The sequence below is a fragment of the Simkaniaceae bacterium genome, from assembly GCA_021734805.1.
Taxonomy (GTDB): domain Bacteria; phylum Chlamydiota; class Chlamydiia; order Chlamydiales; family JACRBE01; genus Amphritriteisimkania.
Genome location: JAIPIG010000001.1, coordinates 11,897 through 35,209 on the forward strand (window position 1 = coordinate 11,897; position 23,313 = coordinate 35,209).

Consider the following 23,313-nt stretch of genomic DNA (forward strand, 5'->3'; position numbering starts at 1 on the left):
CGTTTGAGCCTCTGATAAAACCTTCGTCATTTTCCAAATCCTCTTAATAAAGCAATTTCATCTTTCCAAATGTCCGGATTGGGTGTTTCTAAATATTTGGGAATATTTTTCAATTTTGGATGGGTCATCATGACTTTAAAGCATTCCATACCAATTTCTCCTTTCCCAAGGCTAGCATGGCGATCTCGCCTTGATCCGAGCGGCTTTAAGGAGTCGTTTGTATGCATTGCATAGAGATGCTCAAGTCCAACCTCTTTTTCAAATTGATCCAATGTGCGATCCCATCCCTCTTTAGAGCGAATATCATATCCGGCAGCAAATGAGTGACACGTATCAATACAGACTCCAATGGGAATCCGATCTTTAACGCGATCGATAATATAGCCAAGATGGGCAAAATCATAACCGAGTGCAGTCCCTTGTCCTGCTGTCGATTCAAGGAGAAGACGCGTAGGACCTTGGGCTGCTAATTTTTCCATTTTAAGTAGGCTGTTTACAATTTGATCTAAACAGGCTTCCGGTGAGCCTTTTGTATAAGCACCGGGATGGAAATTGAGAAAGGAGAGTTTCAATTGGTGGCAGCGTTTGATTTCTTCTTCAAAAGCAGTGTGGCTTTTTCCCAGTACCTCGTCATCAGGAGAGCCTAAATTAATGAGGTAACTATCATGTGACATGACCTTTTGAATGCCTGTTTTTTCAAGCGCTTCAAACCAGAGCCCCATTTCTTCATCGGAAATGGGCTTTCCTTTCCATTGCTTTTGATTAGCGGTAAAGAGCTGAATCGTGGTCGCACCAATTCTTTCGCCATGTAAGAGCGCTTTATGAGCGCCTCCGGCAGCTGAGGTATGGGCGCCAATAAGAAGTGGGAGGTGATGAGCCATATTGAATTGAACTTTGTTCGATATTGAGAGTTATGCCACAAGTCTCTAAAATTGTAAAACACCTATCCTTCTAAAAAGAAAAATAGGTGTTAAAACAAAACAAAATTAGTTTGTGTGAGCTAAGAACTCGCAAACTAGAGGAACGTTGATCGGTAGGGGAAGAGAGATTTGATCAAAAGCAGGCTTTACAATCAATTTGCCTTCCATTTTCTTTTCATCAAATTCTAAGTACTCAGGAAGATCTCTAGATTTATTTTCAAGAGCTCTTACTACAATGGGGTTTTGATGCGATTTCGGTTTGAGTGAAATCACCATTCCCGGTTGAACTTGAAATGAACGAATAGAGGTGCGCTTTCCATCAACATAAATGTGTCCATGGGAAACGAGTTGTTGCGCATGAAAAATCGTTTGAGCAAGTCTTAGCTTGTAGACGATATTATCTAAGCGGCACTCTAAAAATTCTAAAAGAAGGTGGTGAGTGTTTTCTTTTCTGCGAACAGCTTCTTTATAGTATTTCAAGAGCTTTTTTTGAGGGATCATCCCGTAAATTGCTCTTAATTTTTGTTTCTCTTCAAGCTGGGCTCCATAATCGGACTTTTTCTTACGCAAGGCCCCATGCATTCCGGGTGGATTGGGTTTGTGAAGCAGTGGATTGCGGAGTCGACCAAAGATGTTAGCGCCGAAACGTCTAGCGATGCGGTTTTTTGGGCCAGTATAACGAGCCATTATTTCTCCTTCATAAATGCGAATCAAATATAGCCATAAATCTTAGGGGAAAATGGATATTTTAACAACCCTAATTTTTTTTTCATTCGACTTTGCAATTTTTTGACTCACCTCGCTGCAAAAATGAGGGCTCCGAAACACTAATTGATAATAAATTTTTGAAAATTTATACACAAGGGCGCTCAAAAATTCAATGTTTGGGTGCCCCTTGTGTATAGATTTTATTTTCCGGAGTGATGATGGTCGATAAGAAAAACAAAGATATAGCCTTTGATATGGAGCGCTCCTATTTGCAACTGGTCCGTATGTCAGATGAAGTTCAGCATGAATTAACTGAACATAAACAGCTCGTTTACGATAGTTATGCAAAATATTTGGTTCAAGCACAGAAGCTCCTTGCCGAATGGCAAATTTCGGCAGAGAAATCAAAGCCTCTTTATCAAAAACAAACTGTAGAAAAAGATTTTCTTGAGCGCATAAGCCATCTAAAAGAGCGATTTATGCGCAATATGCGCTCCGTCAAGATAAGGCTTGAATATCTCCATCCGATGAGACTCTACTGTGATCGGGCAAAAATGCTTCAAAGAAAGTTTGTGTATTATCTCACTGAAATGGAGAAAAGTAAGCAGGGGCAGATGACCCGCTCTTCCCCTGATGAGATTAAAAATGAGCTTGTAGTGACGCGAAAGAGTATGCAGTTGCTGCTTAGCGATTCAATGGAGGGGGATAACATCGATGCCATTAAAAAGGAAATGCAAGCTTTAATTGATAGGCATATCTTGCCATTTGAGAAAAATAGCTAGCAGATGATAGAATGATTCGCGGTCTCTTTTCAAAAGGAGTTTTGTCAACTACCACCCCCTAAAGGAGGTGGCTTGAAGAGGTAACTCTTAAAGCTTGGGTTGACCAGACTAAGTATCCACCCGGATGCTTGCGATTACTAACGGGTCGTTTAAGACCTACCTTGGGATGCTACTCCAGTCCCAAGCTCTAGAAGGATAGGATCATGTTGGGTAAAGGTAAAGACCCGAAGGTTTTATTCGCCGCAAGGGAGCCGGTTGTAGTCATTGTCGAGGAGGACTTTACCCACAAGGGTGTAAACTCAAGTGGCGATTGCACGTAAGTGCTAAATTTTTTATTTTGGAATGTATGCAAAGAGCATTCGTATTAGACAAAAATAGAAACCCTTTGATGCCTTGCAGGGCATCTAGAGCCAGGAAACTCCTCTCCAAAGGGAAAGCTGTCTTATTAAAGCTTTATCCTTTTACTATTCTTATCAAAGATAGAGAGGGAGGAGCTGTTCAGGATATTGAACTTAAAATTGATCCCGGAAGCAAAACCTCAGGCATCGCACTTGTTGGATACTTTAAAAAAAGAATGACACTTATATGGGCTGCTAATCTCACGCATAGAGGCACTTCCATTAAATCTTCACTTGACTCTAGAAGAGCTATTAGGAAAAGTCGCAGACAAAGAAAAACTAGATATAGATCCTCTCGATTTGATAATCGAAGACGAAAAGAAGTATGGATAGCCCCTTCTCTACAATCTAGAGTCGATAATATTTTGACATTTGTAAAAAGACTGCAAACACTAGCTCCTATTTCTTCTACTGCATTAGAAACAGTGCTCTTCGATATGCAAGAGATCCAAAATTCTGAAATTTCAGGAAAGCTCTACCAACAAGGGGAGCTCATGGGATATGAGATCCGAGAATACCTTCTTGAGAAATGGGGACGGAAATGTGCTTATTGCAGCGCAAAAAATACAAGATTAGAAATCGATCACATCGTCCCTAAAAGTAAAGGCGGTAGTGATAGAGTCTCAAATCTCACCATTGCTTGCAGGGCATGTAATCTCAAAAAAGCAAATCATACCCTTGAAGATTTTTTACACAAAAACAAAAATCTTTATTCGGCTATTTTATCTAAGACTAAAGCACCTTTAATCCATGCTGCCGCCGTTAACACCACAAGAAATGCTTTAGCTCTAGCTCTTGACTCAAGTCACCTCCCCTTAACAAAGTGGAGTGGGGGAAGAACAAAATACAATAGAGTCAAACAATGCTATGAGAAAGATCACTACATCGATGCAGCTTGCGTGGGAAAATCAGGAGAGAATATATATCTTCCGGAGGAATTTCATGTTCTTTTAATTACGGCGACTGGAAGAGGTTCTCGACAATTTTGCCGTGTAGATAAGCATGGATTTCCTAGAACATCTGCTAAAAAACAGCGAAGTATACACGGCTTTAAAACAGGGAATCTGGTTAAAGCCTTTGTAGAACAAGGCAAGAAAAAAGGAGAGTACTTCGGGAGAGTGGCAGTTAGACTTACGGGGTACTTTTGCATCGATACTGCAGATGGTAAAGTAGACGGTATAAATCATAGATATTGCCAAAATAAGCAACAAGCTGATGGTTATAACTATATATCTAAAAAATTTAAAACAAGGAGCAGCGTTTCCTCCTCGTCCTAAAGAACGAGGTTTCCTCGCTGTCAAAATTGATGAATTACGACGTCATTGCATATTATATTTTCACACAGATTGAAGATCCCCATCTCGAGATCAAAAAACAAAAAGTTTTTTGTAAAAACCGCGATATGAGCGGGCGCATCTATATTTCGGAAGAAGGCATTAATGCTCAGCTCAGCGGTGAGCAAAAAGATGCTGAAGCTTACATGGAATGGATGAAGCTTGATCCTCGGTTTGCGGGTATTGAATTTAAAATTCACAAAAGTGAGCATAATGTTTTTAGCAAAATGACGGTTAAATACCGTAAGCAGATCGTTGCCCTTGATGAAAAAGTTGATATGAAGCATACCGGCACCCACCTTTCTCCTGAAAGGTGGGATGAGATGCTCGATCAAAAAGATGATGATACTGTTTTAATTGATGTGCGCAATGACTATGAATGGAAAGTGGGGCATTTTGATGGAGCAGCCCTTCCCGAATTAAAAACATTTCGAGAGTTTCCAAAATATGCCCGCGAACTCAAAGAAAAACGGGATCCTCACAAGACAAAGGTAATGATGTACTGCACCGGGGGAATTCGTTGCGAACTCTATTCTGCCTTGATGAAAGAGATTGGTTTTGATCAAGTCTATCAGTTGCAAGGGGGCGTTATTAAATATGGCTTGCAAAAGCGATCCAAGCACTGGAAAGGAAAATTGTTTGTGTTTGATGATCGGATGGTTATTCCAATCCACGATGAAAAAGATGAAGTGATTAGCAAGTGCCACTACTGCCATCAAAAAGCGGATCATTATTACAATTGCTCTAACATGGATTGTAATGATCTGATTGTTGCATGTCCCTCTTGTTATGAAGAACACAAGGGATGCTGTTCAGAAGATTGCGAGGAGCATGGCCGTAATCGCCCTCTTAAAGAAATCGATAAGCAGATTCCATTCAGGAAGCTTCCTTATGAAGAGAAGCAACGACTTAAGGGTATACCGAAATGAAATAAAAAAAAGGCCATGGTAAACATGGCCTTTTTTATGACGTGTCGCACGCGGGATTGTATTGGCTATTTCCAAATGGTGCCGCGGTCATTGATTCGCATGATTTCGTCTTCTCGACGGCATAACTCTTCATATTTCATGCGGCTCACTTTTTCGTTGTTGTAGTACCATGTTGTGGTAGGTACGCCATCATAGAAAATGACTGAAGGCCCATGCTTAATATTATCATGCCATTCCGTCTCTTCAGCAAGCTCTTCGCCATCGATAAAATGGCGCTCGATACCATTTTTTTGTCCATCTAAGAATGGGATTTCCAGGTATTTATACCCATTTTGGTAATAGGTACAGGCTCCATTGAGAAGACCGTCTTTATATTGTTCGCTGGAAATGGGAGATCCGTATTCAGAATAAACGAGGCGAGGGCCGTTGAGAAGGCCATCTTTATAAAACTCTGAAATAGAAGGGATTTCATTTTTAGAGAAGTATTCTTTTTGAACGATTGCAAAGTTGTCATAGACAACGCGTGACTTCAATTCGCCATGACCATCTCTTTGAGTCAGGGTTCCGGAACCATTTTCAATGGTCGATTCAACTTCATTTGCCGCATTGTAGTATGTGGCGGTGGTTAAATTGCCGTTGACATATTCTTCGGTTGATTTAGGGGTTCCGGAGCTATACCATGAAATTGTTTTTGTGTGAGTGGGGGATAGGTAGTGTGTTTCTGTAGACGGGATCCCTCTGAGATCATATGTCGTTTTCTTGACAAGGGTACCCCTTTCAAACAAATCTTTCATTTCCACAGTTTGGCTATGCGGATAGGTGCGGGCCCGCTCCCCGTGCATTAATCCATCTTCATAATGGGTTGAAACAGTGACACCATTGCGATGTGTCGCAATGATTTTGCCCGGATAATGATGAGCTTCCCACTCATCTTTTGGGACATCATATCCATATTTATGAATGCAACGCACTGCAATGACTTCATCTCCACTTTGATGGGCGCGGTTATCACAAGCAACGGTCGCAAGGGCAATACAAGATAGGAGGAAAATATCTCGATACCACATGAAAAACTCCCTTAATATTAATCAGTACTGAGTATTAACATTACTTAATTGGATCTTTTTTACAATCAGAAAGTAAATCCAACGGCAATTATTAGCCCTCGATTTTTTCCGAGGAAAAAATCGGGGGCTAATAATTGCCGTTTAATAAAGATTTTTCTTTTGCAATTTGTTCTGAAAACCAATGACTTATAAAAAAATCTAGCACTAATTCGCTTCTCGTAGTAACATTGTGAATACAGAAGGGAGGGCTTTTTTATGTTAAAACGCTTAATTAAGCATGGTAATAGCCGTGCGATAGTGGTAGATAAGGCTATTTTAGAAGCTGCGGGAATTCCAGAAGATGCCGTATTTCAAATTTCAGTAAACCCTAGTGGCGGATTAGTTATTCAGTCAGTCACAGATACTAATCTCGATGAATTTCGTGAAAAATTCAAAGAACTCAATAAAAAACATAAAAAACTTATGCAGAATTTGGCGGATTTGTGATTCATTACATTACTTATCAATATGTTGTTGAAATTCATGATCATTTAGTTAGTGAATACGGTGGAAGAACGGGGGTTTTAAATGAAGGTCTTTTAAGATCCGCTTTAGAAATGCCCAAAGCACGTTTCAATAAGAAAGATTTACATCGAACGATTTTTGATAAAACTGCGGCATATCTTTTTCATATTATTCAAAACCACCCTTTTGTAGATGGCAACAAGCGTACTGCATCAATGGCAGCAATGGTTTTCTTTGCTTCAAATTGTAAAAAAGGATTTACTATTTTTAATGAAGAATATCAAGAACTCATTCTGAGAGTTGCTCAAGGAGAAGTAACAAAAAAAGAAATAGCTAAATTTTTTCGCAATTCGCAACACAAAAAAATAAAAGATTCTGATTAAAAAATGCCCAATATTCAAATGGAAGCGAGATTTTGGATGATTTTGGCATGTTCTTCATCCACTTGTTTCATTTCTAGTGTTCCCGTATCATCCCGATAAGTAAAGCGGAGGGTCATATTTTGCTTTCCAAGGCCAACTTTTTGCTCATCTTTAAAAACATCAATGAGTTCAATGTTTTTGAGAAGGGGTGAATTGCCTTGAGCAATCTTATCGTAGAGTGCATGGATGGATATATTGTCGCTAAGAGTGAGCGTCAAATCGCGTTGTGAGCCGGGATATTGGGGGATGGATTCGAACGTGGTTGAATCTAAATCGAGTTGTAAAAGTTTATCGAGATCGATTTGAGCGTAGAGAACTCGTTTTTTCGGATCTAACGATAGTTTTCGGCATTCATTAGGATGGACTTCTCCTAAGACTCCAATTGTTTCATTGTCTAAGATAATTTCACATTGACGGCCCGGATGAAAAGCATAAAAATGGGAGCGTTTGAAATCAATATTGGATAAGCAGAGACCAATGAAAAGATTTTCTACATGACCTTTTAAATCAAAGAAATCCACATCCATTGGCTTATCGGAAAAATGATAAGGGCGACGTTTCCCCGACAAAAGGATGGCTAGGGCGTGTTTTTCAAAATAGTTGTCATTTTCATGAAAATGAAGTGCCCCCATTTCAAAGGCTTGAATATCGAAGATTTGTCTATTTTGATTGTGTTTAAGCGTTTCTAATAGGCCCGGTAAAAAACTCGCGCGCAAGATCGATTGGTCGATTGATTTTGCATGCAGAACTGAAATCAAATTCTCTTTTTTCAACGTTTGATCCAGGCCAACGTGTGCGAGCTTCGGTGAAATGAGATTGCAGGTTAAAAATTCTTGCAACCCTTCCTGCATCAACTTGGCCTTAATTTTTCTCTCTAAAAGGAATCTTGGATGATGCCCTATTGAGGAGAGTGAGAAGCGGCATTCTTCTCGTTTGATATTATTGAATCCAAAGAGGCGGCAAACCTCCTCGAGAAGGTCAATTTCGTGACGTATATCATTGCGGTAAGAGGGGGGAGTGATCGTTAAACTTTCATTGTGAGAAGTTTTAATCTGACATTCAAGTCGTTTGAAAAGAGCAATGACTTCGTTTTGGCTCAATTGAATGCCAATGATGCGCTCTATTTCAGAGATCCGGAAGTGAATCGAGTGGGGCTTAAAGGCTGTTTTTTCAATGGCTAGGGTATTTTTAGAGGGGGTTGCGCCTGTCAGCTCACAAATGAGAGCCACGGTTTGATCGAGGGCTCTTTGGACGCCACAAGGATCAATTCCCCGTTCAAATCGATAAGAAGAATCGGAATGCGTGCCGATTTTTTTTGTAGAGCGGCGGATTTCAGATGGGTTAAAATGGGCCGATTCAATGATCACTGTGGTTGTTTGATCAGAAATAGCCGAATCATCTCCTCCGATCACTCCGGCTACTGCAATAGGCGTTTCTCCGTCATAAATAAGGAGCGTTCCGGCAGGGATGCGTCTTTCTTGGCCATCAAGCGTTTTAAGCTTAGTTTCAGAAGGATTTTTTTTAACTGAAATCTTTTTATGCTCGAGTTTATCAAAGTCAAAAGCATGCATTGGCTGGCCAAGCTCCAGCATGACGTAATTCAGTGCATCTACAATGTTATTAATCGATTTGATTCCCGATTGTTCAAGACGCGATTTTAACCATGAAGGAGAAGGTTCGACCTTAATGTTTTCAATCATGCGCATGCGATATTGAGAGCAATCTTGAGCATCATCGACATGAATAAAAACTTTTGAAAGCGCATCGGATGCAGTGGTTTTTTCAATCGCCCTCTTGGGTAGTTGGTAGGGGGTGTTGAGTTGGGCAGAGAGCTCTCTTGCAATGCCGATCATGGAGGCTGCATGGCCTAAATTAGGCGTTAAACTCACTTCTAAGATAGGATCATAGAGGTAACGAGCCAGGTGTTCTCCAATGGGGGCATCAGAAGGCAATTCCATAATGCCGTCTGAAGGCTGAGATGAGAGTTTTAATTCCTCTTCAGAACAAAGCATTCCGTAAGATTCGACGCCTCTTAAGCGTGCTTTAGAAATTTTAAAGGGTTTTGCATCAGGGCCTTGGAGGATGGCCCCAATCGGTGCAAAGGCAACAATCAGGCCTTCGCGGCAATTTGCTGCGCCGCATACAACCGTATGGAGCTCCGTTCCATCAAAGACTTTAGCAATATGGAGGCGCTGTGCATCGGGATGAGGAGTGACTTGCTGTACTTTGGCTATTTTAACGTCTTTAAAAGAAAAATGGGCGTTTTCGACTCCCTCAACTTCAAGTCCTCCTAGAGTGAGGAGATTGCTGAGGTCATTAATAGAAAGGTCGAAAGAGATGTATTCTTTGAGCCAAGAGGTTAAAACGCGCATGGTGTGTCCTTTTAGAAAAAGATTTTCTATGATCCTATTGCCGGAATTGTAGAGGCTCGAGAAAAAAAAGGCAAATAAGAAGAGGAGCGAGATTCCCATCTCATCAACAGGATGAAAAGAGTCGACTAAAAAAGAGCAGTATTAAATAATTTGATTAACCTACCTCTTCAAATTCCCAAATTATTGTGCAGCATGGAAAGAGATTCAAATAAAAGATTAAAAATCGTAACGCAAATTTTAGTGCTAAGCATTGCGCTCAATATCGGTTTGATTGTTGCTCTTGGGGCAAGAGCAATGCACTCCCGTCCAAAAGATCAACAGCCTATTGCAAAAACGCCTCTCAAAGATAAACCCAAACTCATGAGTTATGCTGAGCTCATTGAGGGTTTTTTTGGACTCTCTTTTTTTCAACTTCTCGATTTGCTTCGCGATGTATCTCCAATTCAAGACGGTTTAAAAAAACGAGATATCGCACTGACTTGCCTTGTCGATTTTTACGACTTAGATATTGAACGAGCGCTGCAAGGTATGGAGCTTCAAAAGAGGAAAATTCATTTTGTGCGCTCCGCAGGTAATGAGCACGTTCAATTTCATCTGTATCCCGGGCTGAAAGAAGAACACTTTGCGGCTATTTTAGCTTTTGTCAAACAAGAAAAATGGCCCCTGACTGCAAGGGGGTTATTTTATGAATTATTAACGCAAAAAAAGAGAGAGCACTCTCTTTATGATGCGTTTGCCTTGTCTGATTGCTTTCGCATTATCCATACCCTATTTGCAAGATCCGGGTATGATTTAACTAACGAATTGCTGATTGATATTCTTCTCGATGGAGAATGGGAGTTTATTGAAAAATTTGTTTTTGCTCAGCAAGTCAGTATTGATTTTTCTCCGAGAATTTTTGATGCATTTATCTTTCAGTTCTTAAAATTCAAGTCAGCTAAATTATTTCAAGTGATGATCGAGGATCATCGCGAGGATGTGATCCGCCGTATCGATGATGCACTTTTAGTCGATCTTATAGCTAGAATCAATGACCATAACGATTCAGTCGATCAGTTTTTGCGAAAAATGATCCTATCGATTCGCACTGATACGGTAAGGGAAGCTGCCGGGAAGAAGTTATATGAATTATTAGGGGAAAGGCCACCTGAACCTTATCAACATCAAATGGCGCTACAGCATTTTTTCCCCCGTATGGCTTCGCATAAAACAAAAGAGACCGCTTTACCAACGCGCTCGATGAATGAATACACAGTCAAGCCGGGGGATTCTTTGTGGCTCATTGCAAAAAAGTATAAAGTGAGCGTGGATGACATTATTGAAACCAATCAACTTTCATCTAAAAAACTCGATGTCGGGATGAAATTATGCATTCCCGAAAAGTGAGTTCTTTACTCTATTTCGTTATATTTGCGCCGCCGCTTTGGGATCACAAAATCGACACCGCCCGGATGCCAAGGGTGGCATTTTAAAAGGCGTTTTATGGTAAGGTAAAGGCCGTGTCTTAAACCATGAATTTTAAGAGCGTCTAAGGCGTATTGAGAGCAAGTGGGATAAAAGCGACAACGTCTTCCTAAAAGAGGGGAGATCCACTTTTGGTAGCCTCTGATAATTAAAGTTAGGAATTGCGCCATAGATAATCTGCTTTGAGAAGGGAATGTCCAATGATCTATTTTAAAGAGTTAATCGAAACTAAGCAAATAAAAACCACCATTCAATATTTCTGTAAGGTGATTACATTTTTATCGCTCTTATTGATATCTTGTCGTGGACTACATGCCTCTTCTCTTGCGATTGAAATTGTCCCTTCTTGTGAAGAAGATATGCACTATCAATTTTTAAGTCCTCAAGAGCAAGTGGATCCCATGCGTTCGGGCTGGGATCGCGCTTGGAGCATTTTTTATCAAGATGTCATCAAAAAGGGAGGGGATTTAAATTTTACCGATTTGTCAGATGTCCCTAAAAAGCGGCATAAGCTTTTGCGCTTGATGCCTTGGACACAATTGAAAGCGTCTACGGATCTCATTATTGCCTGGGGGATGCCTCACTTTATTCATTCGCGAAAGTTCTTTAATCTACCTAAAAGAAAGATGATTTTATTTTTGATCGAACCCCCGACGGTCATCGAGCATCAATATCAAGAAAAAGTAAAAGAATCTTTTCGTAAAATTTTCACTTGGAATGACGATCTCGTTGACAACAAGACTTTTTTTAAATTTTATTATCCCGTTTTAAAGCCGGCGATTGATGAACCTGTTTCTTTTTCAAATAAATCACTTGTCTGCATGGTGGTTGCCAATAAGCACTCCTCGCACCCGGATGAACTCTATAGTAAACGCAATCAAATCATTCAGTCTCTGGATCACCGCCCGGATTTTCATCTCTATGGACATGGTTGGGACAGTGAATATTTTAAATCCTATCGAGGATCGGTCCCCGATAAAATAGAAACAATGAAGCACTATCGCTTCACATTTTGTTTAGAAAATATGGGCAATGTGCGCGGCTATATTACCGAGAAAATTTTTGATGCGTTTAGCGCATTAACGGTTCCCATTTATGAAGGGGCAAGTAATATTGCAGATGAAATTCCATCTAGCTGTTTCATCGATTTGCGCACATTTGCTTCCATTGATGCATTGATGCAATTTTTAGAGTCGATGCCGCAAGAACAATACGAACAATATCTCTTTAATATTCAAAAATTTTTGCTTAGCGAACAAGCACAAAAATTTTCAACTGAGGCGTTTACACAGCTTCTCAAGGATGAAATTTTGAAGGATTATTAATAATATACTCATTCCGGTTGGATGGCGCTCAAAAGAAGTGAATTGAAGAAAATGCCCTGTATTTCGGTATATTCCTACTTGCAGCAAAAAGGTCCTTTTTGTATGATCTGAGCCTCATTCGTCGTTAAAAAAAATCCTCCATAAACAGAGGAGATTTTTTGGTAGTTAATGAATATTAGCTATCACATCGTCCGGGCCGCTTGGAGCTACCCGCTTAAACAGGGAAGTTACAGCAGCCTACTTCAAATGCGGAAGTGGCGGAATGGCAGACGCACTACTTTGAGGTGGTAGCGGGGTAACTCGTGGGGGTTCAAGTCCCCCCTTCCGCATCTTTTTTTTCATCCAGAGGAAATTGCAAAGCTAAGAAGAAAAAAATGCTTTTCTATAAAGGTCAGGCAATGGCCTTTCTCATATCAACTCAATTTTCAATGAGTATATACCGAAATAAATTGAAGAGTTGGTTTTTATCTTCGCTGGCATCTTCGACTTTTTATTCATAATTTTTTGAGCTATCTCCAATAGGATCAAAAAATTATGTCGGCTAAAGCCTAATAAAAATTCAAAGCGCCATCTTTGCTAAAACCCCAACTCTTCAACTCATTTCGGTATAAATAACAATTGTATGTTTTCGGTCGTGAAAAGTTTATAAAATTTACGACCAAAGATCGACATATGCGGTTTTTAGCTTTTTCTTGCTTCTAAATTTTTATACCGGGTGATTTTTTAATCACTCGAGATAATGCGACCAGGCACTAGGTTGTTTCGTTATAAATAAAATTTTATAAAAATCTCTATCTTTTAAATGAATAATTTAATATACGCGGATTATTAGCGTGTAATATTTATTTTTTTATTCGTTTTTTTGCAATTGTCCCATTTTGAGGTAGAAGATGGAGAACACAGCTGAAAATTTAGCTCAGCCGGAACCTATAGATGAACATTATTCTTATATTCGCAGCATCAATAACGATTTGGTGCTACTCGGCAATGCATTGATGACTAAAAACAATGATATCAATTCCATTCACGATTTTGTTTCAGATTCAATCAATACCATAAAAAACCTTGAGTTGAAAGATCATTTGCATGATCTCAATGAAAAAGTCATTGGATGCGATAATGATGAAGATCGCTTAAGGCTCATGGCTCAAATGCAGCATAAGCTGGTTGAAGAATCTCTTATTTACTTAGATGCCGACTATCAAAATTCATTTGAGGGGCTCTCTCATCAATTAAATGAAGTCACCACATCAAAAGGGGATGCTCTCAAAGCGGATATTTCTCGCTTTCAAATTGATGTTCTCAAGTTTATTCCCGGGATTAAAAGTGACGAACATAGTAAATTATATCAAAGGGCCGCCGAGTCATTGATGGCAAAAGGCAAAGATCTCAATCATAAGATCAATGAGCTGTATGAAGAGATCAATGTTCTCATTCAACCCTCTTTTGATGATATTGAATTTTAGCCTTCCACTTATTTGCTAAGGAGAAGCGATGTCTATAGAGCCTCGGTTTTCGCCTGACCATCAATCGCTTCAGTTTTATAAAGATAGCCGGATGATTGCCGAAGTCAAAACGAGCTCATCAGAGGCTGCATCCGGTGAATTACACAAATACATCCGCATTGATGTTAGTGGCGAACCGGCTTATCTCGATAAAGAGCTGTTCAGAGAGAAATTTTCAGTCTCGACAGCCTCTACCTCTAAAATAACAGAGCTTTTTACTTCTTTATTTAGCGCGGAAGCGGCCCCAACTATTCCTGACATCATTACCGTAGATCGCATTACTCCAATATTAGAGGACTATCAGGAAAAAAAAGCTGCATTGCTTTCTCATCCGTTTTCTCTTTATGACTCGCCACGGGGGTTTCTATCGGATAAGGAAGTTGTATTAGCTGCAGTCAAGAAGAATGGGAGCGAATTATACTTCGCATCAGATTTATTATCACCGGTTCCTGAAGCGATTTTGACATATTCTGCACTGCATTACCGCGATCCGAGCATGAAAGAGGCGATCCAAACATTTATAGGACAAGTCTTGGAAGGGACGTTTGTCCGGTTTCGAAATGCACACAATTCTCATGCACGATTTTTAACCGATGATCAAAAAAGAATATGGGAAACCTTTTCTTCTCATAAGGATTGGATAACGAAAGAGAAGGGTACAATAGAGGTTCTCATATCCCATGGAAATACTGCACCCTATGAGTATGAAGATGGCGGAGTCGGCGTCTCGGATAGTGGGAAGTATGAGATTAGGGCTCATGAGGTATAAGCTCAAGCGTTTTGGTAACAGAGCATCAAGTTTTTGACGATCAATTCATCTTCTTCAGAGATAGTTCTCTCTTGAATTTCATCGAAGTGTTGGATGTGGGCAAGATATTTTAGGGAGGATGGGATGGCTTCTTCAATAAAAACCCCTTCGTATTTTAATAGTTTTAAGTAAAAGCTCATCAGTAGTTGATTAGCGTAGGGATTTTTTTTTAGTTCTTTGAGGTAAACTTTAAGCAGTTGATAGAGTTCCTGTGAGGGTTTCCCGGGCAACTGAGTTTGGGAAATGGTTTTAATCATATTGAGGGAGATTGTGAGAACTGCGAGAGAGCGCCTTAATTCTAAATGGAGATCAATAACCGAGCCTTCGATGAGCCCATAGCATTCCGATCGACCTTTCTTTAAAATATATTGAGCTCGCACTAAAGGAGAGCAAAGACTGTGCTCTTGGAGCTTTTTTTGACTTAGATTTTTAACAATTGCAGAAATAATGCCCAATTGGGGTGTATAGAGAGTGATAATTTTTTGGTGATCTCGGAAGTCAATTGATTTAAGGACAATACCTTCTTCATTGATCATGCTGCAGCTGTGGTGAATAGTCAACGCACCGAAAGGGATTCGAACCCCTAACCGCCCGGTCCGAAGCCGGGTGCTCTATCCAATTGAGCTATCGGTGCCCATTTTTTTGATCCGGTATAAACCGGTCTCACTAGTTTATAGCAAATGCGGTTTATACTAAAGTAAATTGAACGGAAGCCTCTCTCTTTTTCTTAGTTGCTTTTTTTTCTCGAGACTCTATAATCCTTTAGAAAATCTCCTCCATAAATAGGGGAGATTCTGTTGAGTATAATCGGTTCTCTTAGATACAACTCGACTTTGCAGCTTTTTGCAAAAGACAACGGTAAGAACAGCACTGTGAGGAACAAAGCTATGGAAAACCATCAAGAATATGCCATTCATATTGTCAGTAAAAATCATGAAATAAGTGAAGCGATTAAAACTTATATTCAAAATAAATTAGCTAAGGTCGAGCGATTAACCAACAATATTATCGATGTTCACGTTCGAATTGAAGTGCAAAAACTGGATCATATAGTCAATATTGTCATGAAATTTTCTCATTTCAACGTTCAGGCTCACGCTATGACGCACGACTTGTATTTGTCAGTGGATCGGGCTGTTGAAAAGCTTCAAAGAAAACTCTATAAGTGGAAAACAAAGATCCAGGATCATCACAATCGACAAAAGGAGATCATTTCCGTCCCTGTTGATGTCTTTGCAAAGACAGAGACCTATTTAGATGCGATTAATGATGCCATCGAAGATGAAAATATCAGTGAAGCAGAATCTTTACTGGCTCCTCCTTCTATTGTTAAAACAAAAACGCGGTCTTTAAAAACATTAAAACTTGAAGAAGCACTGATGAAAATGGAGCTATCTGCAGATAACTTCTTAGTCTATCGCAGTGAAGAAGACCAAAAACTCAAAGTTGTCTACCGACGACGCGATCAGAGCTATGGACTCCTCCAACCGGAATAATCAACTGTTTGATCCCTTTCGAAAAAAATGGGTGATTGCGACACCGGAAGAGTGTGTAAGACAGGGGCTTTTGAGGGTAATGACCGACCAAGGTGGTTATCCCAAAAGCCTTATTGCTATAGAGAGGGGAATCCAAGGCCTAAAAACAAAACGCGTCAATCGCCGTTTTGATATTATTTGCTATCATCCTAGCGGATCTCCACTGCTACTGATTGAATGTAAAGCTGAAATCCTCAATGAGGCGACTGAAAATCAGGTGATCGGATATAACACACATGTCATAGCCCCATTCATTGCGATTGCCGGGCGGTATGAAGTGAGAATGGGAAGGTATGATGTGAAGAAACATCAATGGGTGTTTTCGGCAGGGTTGCCCCCTTTTGCAAGCTTGGTAAAATGGTTTGATCATGTCTAATATTGAGTTGTTAAGAGAAAAAAATCCCGGCTTAGCGTTGCAAATCACGCTAACACATTCCAAAGCTACCGCTTTTATTTCCGATCAAATCCCAATCAAAGGCTTTCAACATCTTTGCATCTATGGAGCCCATCCTCAAGCGATTGTATCTCTTTTGCCTTGGTTGAGTTGTGACTTAAATCATCAACTGTATTTGATTGATCATGCTTGGGATGATTTTTTGAATGAGAAGAGCAATGCCCTTTGTTTAGAGCATCCAAGAGTACATTGTTATGCGGCAAATCAAGAAGAGGATTTAAAGCGCCTCAGTTGGAATATAGCCTTTCGATCCATGCAGTTTGTCTCTTTGCGCCCTGATGGAGATGCCATCAAAAAGAAGCTTTACTTCTTTAAGGAGGGGGTGGAGCTTTCTTTAGTAGATGGGCAAGATAAAGGCATGACCGTTTTGAGCAATGTGATGGATAATCTCTCTTTGTTTAAAGATGCGCTTTATCTTTTAAAGCCAATGAAGGGATGCTTGAAAGGAAAACCGGCGCTCATTTGTGGTGCAGGACCCTCTCTCAAAGATCAATATGAAGCGATTGCGCAGCTAAGTTCAAGGGCGTATCTTTTTGCAGGAGTGAGGGCACTTGAAATGCTGAAAAGCGTTTCAATCAGGGCTGATTTCGGTGGGGTGATTGATCCTCTTTTTGTCAGTCATCAGATCGAAGATGTGACGCGCGATGTCTCAATGGTGTTTTATCAAGATCGAGCTGCTTCCGACATGATGCGGCGAGTTCAACAACCCTGCGTTTGGTCAGGTGTTGGAGAGGGATATCCTTTACAAACATGGCTTTATCGCCATCTCGGTATCAGCCATTTTTTTGAAGCGGGGTGGAATGTCTCTAATTTTCTAACAAATATTGCCGTCTATTTGGGGTGTTATCCGATTATTTTCGCAGGTCAAGATCACTGCTATCGGAAAGAGGAGAAATATGCCGAATCGGTTCCTCATCTCGATAATATGAAGTGTATAGAGGTGCGCGATCGGCAGGGGGACATTGTCAAAACAAAACGGGATTTTCTCATGTCAATACAGTGGATAGAACGCCTAATTCAAGAGAAATCCGATATCGATTTCTATCAACTGGGGACGCTTGGACTTGAAGTTCAAGGCCTCAAGATTTGGAGTAGAGATCTGCCTGTGATGAAAAAAGAAAAGTGCCCGCTGACTCAGCAGCCGGTTGATTTTGATCCTTTGATTCTTAAGGTGAGTTTTGATAGAGCGCTTGTCAAATGTGATCTGATTTTAGAGACCTTAAAATCGATGATCAAGGTGGGTAAACCACAATTTTCACCTCTTTTTACATTACATGACATCGAATTAAAAGAAGAGATTTGTTACGCTCATTACTTACGACCAATGTGGGATCAATGGAAGTATTTGCTTGATCAAGCATCGGATAAAAATGAAGTTCAACCTTTTGATTTAGATCAGATAAAATCAAAGGTCTGTGAAATCGGGTTTTACAAAGACCTTATTTCAAGAGTCATACGATCCTTTTAAAAGAGTGTTTTTTTGTTAAGACAATCGTACCAAGTTCATTTTGATTTGGAGTCATTTATTCTCATTGATGAGGAGCTTGAAATTTATATTCATAAACAACACGATATCCAACAATTAAAAGAAAAACGTTTATTTTATCCTACAAATGAACTCAAGGGGCGCCTGCTCTATGAGAATCATCAATTATATGGTCCCAGTGAGTTTTATACCAAATCAGGGCAGCTCATCTCTCGAAGCTATTATTTTGGCGGGAAAAAGGTGGGCGTTAGTGAAATGTTTTATTCTCTAGGAGCTCCTTATGCTCGCGAAAAATGGAAAGAAGGGGAGCGGCATCTCAAACAACTGTATTGGTATCGCAGCGGCGCGTTAAAAAGTGAAATCGAATATCAACATGGCCGGTTACACGGCCTTTCTATTTTGTATTATCCTTCGGGAGAAGTGAAGCGAAAGGTGGAGTATCATTATGGCAAGCGCATCGGGGACAATATGATTTTTAATGAACATAGGGAACAGATCTAAAAATATGGGGCGATTATTAGATCAAAGGTATCCCGGGTTATCATTTTTAATGCGATTTTCGCCCCCGTCCAAAATTAAAAGCGAAGGCGGTGATGAAGCGGTTGAAGTGAATTGTGATGCCTTGGATCAATATGATACGATATTTATCTATGGGGTAGGGAGGGGGCACTATTTTGATCAATTATTCACATGGTTAGAGGCGAGTCGATTGAGGGAGTTAATCTTCATTGAAGATGATCTTCATGCGATTTTACGTCTTGAAAACGAAGGGCGCTTTGATGCCATTTTTTATCACCCTCGCACGCATCTCATGGCTCTGATGCCCGGCAAAGAGCTAGAGGAGATCGTGAGGGAAGCGATCCATCAGTTTCCATCGGATAAAATAGCTGTGTTAGCTACTCCTTCCTATGAGAAAACGGCTCGGTTTGAAATTTTAAGAATGAATCTATTGCGTGCTGCAACGACACTCAATGCGATGCAGAATGAAACACTGTATCACCATCAACTATTTGCTAATTTAATCGTCAATTATCGACGGATTCCCCAAGGTTTTTTTGCTAATCGACTCAAGGGGCAGTTTGAAAAGATTCCTGCCATTATTTGTGGAGGGGGGCCTTCATTAGCTGAAATCAAAGAGCATTTTCATGCGATAGAAGATAAGGCTCTGATTTTTGCGGGGGGATCGGGGATAGCGGCGCTCACCCATTTGGGGTTACTTCCCCATTTTGCGCTCGCAGTTGATCCTAATTCCACAGAATGGGATTTGGTTAAAAATAATGGCGCGTTTGAGGTGCCGATTTTATTTGCTTCGCGCGTTTTTCCTAAAATTTTTGCCTCGCTCAACGGTCCCACGGGTTATGTGCAAACACTCAGTGGGGGGGCTTCAGAGCGGCTGATAGAAGAGAAGCTTTCGCTTCAAGGAGTTGAACTTGAAGAAGAAGTTGATCTGAATGGGATGTCTGTCACCACTCTAGCGATTGCATACGCAATTGCATTGGGCTGTTATCCCATTATTTTATGTGGTGTTGATTTGTCCTATGCCGATGATAAACTCTATGCCGAAGGTGTGCTCGATGAGGCAATGAATGCTCAAGCTGCGAGTGCAACAAGTGGTCGATCTAATGGGCAGGTTTTTTTGCGCGAAGGAATTGATGGTCGTTTAGTAAAAACGGCTGTTAAATGGTTAATGGAGGCAGATTGGATTGCATCCAAATCTGCAAAGCAATCAAAGCCGATTGTGAACTGCTCAAAGAAAGGATTAAAGATTAAAGGCCTTCATCATATCCCTTTAGAAAAAGCAATAGATCGGTATTTAAATAAAGAATATGACTTGAGGGGATGGGTTCATACGGAAATTGAAGTAGCCCAAATTGGAATAGAAAAAAATGAAATCGTCGATCAAGTGTTAGAAAAACTCTATACAAGTCTAAAACAGATTGAAGCAAAGCTCTGCGAAATGATCCTACTCATTCAAAAAGAAAAAAGAATGGATCACCCAAAACTCATCTTATTTCAAATGGATATGAGAGAAGAGTTTGCTTTTCAAAATTTAATGCAAGGCATCGAACCTCTTGTTTTGAATCGGATTAAGAGAGCTTCAAATAGACTTGATTTTTTTGCTTCAGAAGAAACACAAAAAGAGTATGCTCTTGATTGTGAAGAAAAAAAATACAAGCTTATGCAAAAAATCGTCTTAGAGTATATCAAGATTTACAAAGTCGAGTATATGGGAATATTATGAATAAGCAAGCTGCAGTACGAGTATGGGAAGCAAGCATTGGTGATCAAGCGATCAGGGTCCACTTAATTCCGGCTTTAGAAGATAATTATATTTATTTATTGAGTTGGGGGGATCAAGCTCTCGTTGTTGATCCGAGCGTCTCTAAACCCGTTCTCGAAAGGCTCGAAGAAGAGAAGCTAGAGCTTAAAGCGATTCTCAATACGCATCATCATGCAGATCATGTCGGTGGTAATCAAGAAATCAAAGAGAAAACGGGGTGTAGGGTCATTGGCCCCTCTGATGTTCATATTGAATCTGTCGATCAAGTTGTTTCGGATGGGGAAGAGATTATTGTCGGTCCTTTATTGATTCAGGTGATTGCTACCCCGGGGCATACGCTGGATCACATTTGTTTTTATATTCCCGATTATAAGATTCTTTTTTCCGGGGATACGCTGTTTACCGGAGGCTGCGGAAAGATTTTTGAAGGGACGGCACAAATCATGTTTGAATCTTTGCAAAAGCTAGCTGCATTGCCTAAAGATACGTTTATTTTTTGTGGGCATGATTATACGATGAGTAACTTAGAATTTGCCCGGGAGATAGATCCGGACAATGATGAGATTTTAAAGCGTATCCGAGAGATCACTGAGTTTGGGCAGGAATCAATTCCTTCGACAATGGAGATTGAACTTAAGACAAATCCTTTTCTTTGTACAAGTCGTCCTTCGATTCGGAAAAAAATGAACCTTTTAGATGCCACGGATGTGGAAGTTTTAGCAAAATTAAGGGAATTAAAAAGCTCGTTTAAATGAGATTTATCTTCACACACATTGTCATTATTGCATTGATATTCGTTGGCTGTCGCGGCCTTGAAAAATCGGAAAAAGAAAAAATCTGTAAAGCCAACGCCATCGATGAACCTATTTATCGCCTGAGTGACGAAACCTGCATTACGGTTGAGCCGGGCCATTCTCGTTTGCGCGAACGCTATCCATGGGAAGAAAGGCTTGTAGGGGATTTTCCTGCTATTACAAAAGAATTTTTTCGATGCAAAGGATCGCATTCACATTCAGATATTGTTTTAGGGGATAAGGTCTTTAGGGATTGCGGCGGGATAGAGACTCATAGTTTACCCATTCAAGACCGCGATGAATTTGTCTATCCTATTTTGCTCAACTTGCTCAACTATGTTCAGGCTCAAATGAAGCGGCAGGTTGTTGTGGTCTGTGCCCATCGCTGTCCTTTGCATCAAGCTTATGCAACACATTCAAGCGAGAAAAAAATTTCAAAACACATGATGGGTGCTGAAGTCGATTTTTATGTTAATGGAGCAGAAGATAAGCCCTATGAAGCGGTTAAATATCTTATGCAATATTATCGTGATGATCCGGATGTGTTAGAAAAAAAACCTTTTACGCAATTTTTTGAAGCCTCTTCTTCTCAGAATGGGGTGAGTTCTTGGATGAATCGCGAGATCATCATTCGAATCCATCATTCACAAGGTGAAGAAGATTTAGATCATCCTACAACGCATCCGTTTATTACGATTGAGTTGCGTTATGACCGAATATCGGGGAAACGCGTTGATTTTAATTGGAATCAAGCGCATCAATGTTTAAACTTATATCAGATGAATTGAAGTAACCTTCTCCATAAATAGAGGAGTTTTATGCATTTAGTTTCTTCGCTTGTTTGTGCTGTTCCCGTTTTCTTTGCGCAAGTGGCTCGGGAGATCTATATTGAGTGTACGGCGATCTGGTATAGGTGTACGGCGCATGATGCCCTATATTTTCTCAATCACCGCAGCGAATGGGGAAAGCGTGCCGTTTCACCCTTGCAAGTCAGACTATTTGGACTGATTAAGGAAGTCATTGATGTCAATAACTTGCCTGATTCGCATGATCAAAACCTCTTTGATAAAAAAAAACTAGTCATAGAGGGGAGCGTATCCGGACGTCCCCTAGCTCTTGAATCCATTTTTTTAAGAGATAAAATTAAAGAGATGATGATCAAAAAAATCCCAAGCTTATCAGGTATAGTGGGAGAAAAAATCTCTTTTACCGATTATACGGCGTTTTCAAAAGGCGATGGAGAAAGGACCTATTATTTGCGCTCTGCAACATCAACAATTGAAGTGGAAGTGACCCGGTTTTTTATTTTTAAGACGATTGAATTAAAAAAGATTCCAACTGATCTCTCAACACGCGAGGTTTCTGAACGAGAACTCCGCGAGGAGGGCTTTATTGAACCGCGAAGAATGAGCGTCACCGATCACGAATATCAGTTTTATTGGTCTTTTGTCGTTTTTGCGGCAGCCGTTCTTGTGATGGCGGTCTATGTTCGCGTTATGGGAATTTATCGGTCAACATACCGTCCCTTTTAAACTTCAAGAGAGTGAACCAATCTCTAAGAAGGTTTTGTATTGAACAATATCGTCTGTGATTGAGATAGGTGGGTAGGTGCCGGGACGGATGAGAACGGGGTGAATATTCGCTCCAATCAGTGCGGTGACGCCTTTCATCGTATCTTCAAAGCCAACCGCGCGCCCTCCTTTCCGTAAGAAAAGCTGTAGCGCTTTCAAATAACCGTCCGGTTTGGGTTTTGAGTGGGTATAATCTTCACGCGTAAGCCAATTCTTAATGAGATTAAGTTCAGGGAGGAGCTTACGGATTTGATCTACCTGCTCATGCGTAGAATTTGTGACCACGCAGGCATTGGCATTGAATTGATGGAGTCTTTTGAGAAGATCACCCACTCCGGGCATCAGTTTTAAACGGTGTTGCTCGATCAAATTTTGATAGATTTTTTGTTTTTCTTGGCGCAAGGTTTCCCAACTTGGTTCACGTTGTTCAAGGTCGGGAAAGAGTCCATATACTGCATTGCGCAGAATAGCTGTTGAGAGGTGCGCTTCCAAGCAATACTGTTGAAAGCTCCAGGGGAGGTGGTAACCATGCTTCAGGAGCATGATTTTATAGGCTTCGTAGTGCAGATCTTCGGTATTGACTAAAAGTCCATCAAAGTCAAAACAGAGCAAATCAAAATTTTGTATCCAGTTAAACATAGCGCGGGGTCATTT

24 protein-coding genes and 2 tRNA genes are annotated in these 23,313 nt (G+C 40.4%); 18 read left to right on the forward strand and 8 right to left on the reverse strand.

Going from position 1 to position 23,313, the window contains the following annotated elements:
* Window positions 1-26: 26 nt before the first annotated feature.
* Together K9M07_00070 and rpsD are read right to left on the reverse strand one after the other, a co-directional pair.
* Window positions 27-881: a deoxyribonuclease IV gene (locus tag K9M07_00070; GenBank protein ID MCF7851620.1), complete on the reverse strand. Its 855-nt coding sequence runs from the start codon at window positions 879-881 to the stop codon at window positions 27-29.
* A gap of 105 nt (window positions 882-986) precedes the next feature.
* Complete coding sequence (gene rpsD, locus K9M07_00075) at window positions 987-1,607, reverse strand: 30S ribosomal protein S4 (GenBank protein ID MCF7851621.1); 621 nt, start codon at window positions 1,605-1,607, stop codon at window positions 987-989.
* Between the two features lie 239 nt (window positions 1,608-1,846).
* Between rpsD and K9M07_00080 the strand changes: the two genes are divergently transcribed.
* The 3 genes from K9M07_00080 to K9M07_00090 all read left to right on the forward strand — a co-directional run bounded on the left by K9M07_00080 (window position 1,847) and on the right by K9M07_00090 (window position 5,071).
* Window positions 1,847-2,410, forward strand: coding sequence for a hypothetical protein (locus K9M07_00080; GenBank protein MCF7851622.1), 564 nt, complete (start codon window positions 1,847-1,849; stop codon window positions 2,408-2,410).
* A gap of 346 nt (window positions 2,411-2,756) precedes the next feature.
* Window positions 2,757-4,085, forward strand: a complete 1,329-nt coding sequence (locus K9M07_00085) for an HNH endonuclease (protein MCF7851623.1) — start codon at window positions 2,757-2,759, stop codon at window positions 4,083-4,085.
* Between the two features lie 29 nt (window positions 4,086-4,114).
* Window positions 4,115-5,071, forward strand: a complete 957-nt coding sequence (locus K9M07_00090) for a rhodanese-related sulfurtransferase (GenBank protein MCF7851624.1) — start codon at window positions 4,115-4,117, stop codon at window positions 5,069-5,071.
* A gap of 65 nt (window positions 5,072-5,136) precedes the next feature.
* Here K9M07_00090 and K9M07_00095 read toward each other — a convergent pair whose 3' ends face one another.
* Window positions 5,137-6,138: a hypothetical protein gene (locus K9M07_00095; GenBank protein ID MCF7851625.1), complete on the reverse strand. Its 1,002-nt coding sequence runs from the start codon at window positions 6,136-6,138 to the stop codon at window positions 5,137-5,139.
* 255 nt (window positions 6,139-6,393) lie between these two features.
* Between K9M07_00095 and K9M07_00100 the strand changes: the two genes are divergently transcribed.
* Window positions 6,394-6,624 carry a hypothetical protein gene (locus tag K9M07_00100; GenBank protein MCF7851626.1) on the forward strand — a complete coding sequence of 77 codons (231 nt, stop codon included), beginning with the start codon at window positions 6,394-6,396 and terminating at the stop codon, window positions 6,622-6,624.
* A complete protein-coding gene (locus tag K9M07_00105) occupies window positions 6,621-7,025 on the forward strand; it encodes a type II toxin-antitoxin system death-on-curing family toxin (protein MCF7851627.1) in 405 nt (134 codons plus the stop codon). The genes K9M07_00100 and K9M07_00105 overlap by 4 nt, the downstream gene beginning before the upstream one ends.
* 14 nt (window positions 7,026-7,039) lie before the next feature.
* Here the strand turns inward: K9M07_00105 and pheT are convergent, their stop codons facing one another.
* Entirely contained in the window at window positions 7,040-9,436 is a 2,397-nt protein-coding gene (pheT, locus tag K9M07_00110; GenBank protein ID MCF7851628.1) for a phenylalanine--tRNA ligase subunit beta, read from the reverse strand.
* A gap of 192 nt (window positions 9,437-9,628) precedes the next feature.
* Between pheT and K9M07_00115 the strand changes: the two genes are divergently transcribed.
* Window positions 9,629-10,822: a LysM peptidoglycan-binding domain-containing protein gene (locus K9M07_00115; GenBank protein MCF7851629.1), complete on the forward strand. Its 1,194-nt coding sequence runs from the start codon at window positions 9,629-9,631 to the stop codon at window positions 10,820-10,822.
* A 5-nt stretch (window positions 10,823-10,827) separates the two neighbouring features.
* Here K9M07_00115 and yidD read toward each other — a convergent pair whose 3' ends face one another.
* Window positions 10,828-11,070 (reverse strand): membrane protein insertion efficiency factor YidD, encoded by a 243-nt coding sequence (yidD, locus tag K9M07_00120; GenBank protein MCF7851630.1) that lies wholly within the window; start codon window positions 11,068-11,070, stop codon window positions 10,828-10,830.
* Window positions 11,071-11,100: 30 nt separating this feature from the next.
* Here yidD and K9M07_00125 point away from each other — a divergent pair, with 30 nt between their 5' ends.
* The 4 genes from K9M07_00125 (at window position 11,101) to K9M07_00140 (ending at window position 14,499) form a co-directional block, all read left to right on the forward strand.
* Window positions 11,101-12,225 (forward strand): hypothetical protein, encoded by a 1,125-nt coding sequence (locus K9M07_00125; GenBank protein ID MCF7851631.1) that lies wholly within the window; start codon window positions 11,101-11,103, stop codon window positions 12,223-12,225.
* A 248-nt stretch (window positions 12,226-12,473) separates the two neighbouring features.
* Window positions 12,474-12,554 (forward strand) — tRNA-Leu (locus K9M07_00130).
* A gap of 561 nt (window positions 12,555-13,115) precedes the next feature.
* Window positions 13,116-13,691 carry a hypothetical protein gene (locus K9M07_00135; protein ID MCF7851632.1) on the forward strand — a complete coding sequence of 192 codons (576 nt, stop codon included), beginning with the start codon at window positions 13,116-13,118 and terminating at the stop codon, window positions 13,689-13,691.
* A gap of 28 nt (window positions 13,692-13,719) precedes the next feature.
* A complete protein-coding gene (locus K9M07_00140) occupies window positions 13,720-14,499 on the forward strand; it encodes a DUF4116 domain-containing protein (protein ID MCF7851633.1) in 780 nt (259 codons plus the stop codon).
* Between the two features lie 2 nt (window positions 14,500-14,501).
* Here K9M07_00140 and recO read toward each other — a convergent pair whose 3' ends face one another.
* Window positions 14,502-15,098, reverse strand: coding sequence for a DNA repair protein RecO (recO, locus tag K9M07_00145; GenBank protein ID MCF7851634.1), 597 nt, complete (start codon window positions 15,096-15,098; stop codon window positions 14,502-14,504).
* Window positions 15,099-15,172: transfer RNA gene (locus tag K9M07_00150), tRNA-Arg, on the reverse strand.
* A 253-nt stretch (window positions 15,173-15,425) separates the two neighbouring features.
* Here K9M07_00150 and raiA point away from each other — a divergent pair.
* Genes raiA through K9M07_00190 form a run of 8 tightly spaced genes read left to right on the forward strand, consistent with a single transcriptional unit; the run spans window position 15,426 to window position 22,620 of the window.
* Complete coding sequence (gene raiA / locus K9M07_00155; protein ID MCF7851635.1) at window positions 15,426-16,034, forward strand: ribosome-associated translation inhibitor RaiA; 609 nt, start codon at window positions 15,426-15,428, stop codon at window positions 16,032-16,034.
* A complete protein-coding gene (locus K9M07_00160; GenBank protein MCF7851636.1) occupies window positions 16,012-16,449 on the forward strand; it encodes a type I restriction enzyme HsdR N-terminal domain-containing protein in 438 nt (145 codons plus the stop codon). The genes raiA and K9M07_00160 overlap by 23 nt, the downstream gene beginning before the upstream one ends.
* Window positions 16,442-17,995: a DUF115 domain-containing protein gene (locus K9M07_00165; protein MCF7851637.1), complete on the forward strand. Its 1,554-nt coding sequence runs from the start codon at window positions 16,442-16,444 to the stop codon at window positions 17,993-17,995. The genes K9M07_00160 and K9M07_00165 overlap by 8 nt, the downstream gene beginning before the upstream one ends.
* Window positions 17,996-18,007: 12 nt before the next feature.
* Window positions 18,008-18,514 (forward strand): hypothetical protein, encoded by a 507-nt coding sequence (locus tag K9M07_00170; protein MCF7851638.1) that lies wholly within the window; start codon window positions 18,008-18,010, stop codon window positions 18,512-18,514.
* Window positions 18,515-18,518: 4 nt separating this feature from the next.
* A complete protein-coding gene (locus tag K9M07_00175) occupies window positions 18,519-20,255 on the forward strand; it encodes a DUF115 domain-containing protein (protein MCF7851639.1) in 1,737 nt (578 codons plus the stop codon).
* Entirely contained in the window at window positions 20,252-21,049 is a 798-nt protein-coding gene (gene gloB, locus K9M07_00180; GenBank protein MCF7851640.1) for a hydroxyacylglutathione hydrolase, read from the forward strand. Before K9M07_00175 ends, gloB begins: the two co-directional genes overlap by 4 nt.
* Window positions 21,046-21,876: a hypothetical protein gene (locus tag K9M07_00185; GenBank protein MCF7851641.1), complete on the forward strand. Its 831-nt coding sequence runs from the start codon at window positions 21,046-21,048 to the stop codon at window positions 21,874-21,876. The genes gloB and K9M07_00185 overlap by 4 nt, the downstream gene beginning before the upstream one ends.
* Window positions 21,877-21,906: 30 nt before the next feature.
* Entirely contained in the window at window positions 21,907-22,620 is a 714-nt protein-coding gene (locus tag K9M07_00190; protein ID MCF7851642.1) for a hypothetical protein, read from the forward strand.
* A 3-nt stretch (window positions 22,621-22,623) separates the two neighbouring features.
* Here the strand turns inward: K9M07_00190 and K9M07_00195 are convergent, their stop codons facing one another.
* The gene (locus K9M07_00195; GenBank protein MCF7851643.1) at window positions 22,624-23,298 is read right to left on the reverse strand and encodes an HAD family phosphatase; all 675 of its coding nucleotides are present in this window, start codon (window positions 23,296-23,298) and stop codon (window positions 22,624-22,626) included.
* Window positions 23,299-23,313 lie beyond the last annotated feature (15 nt).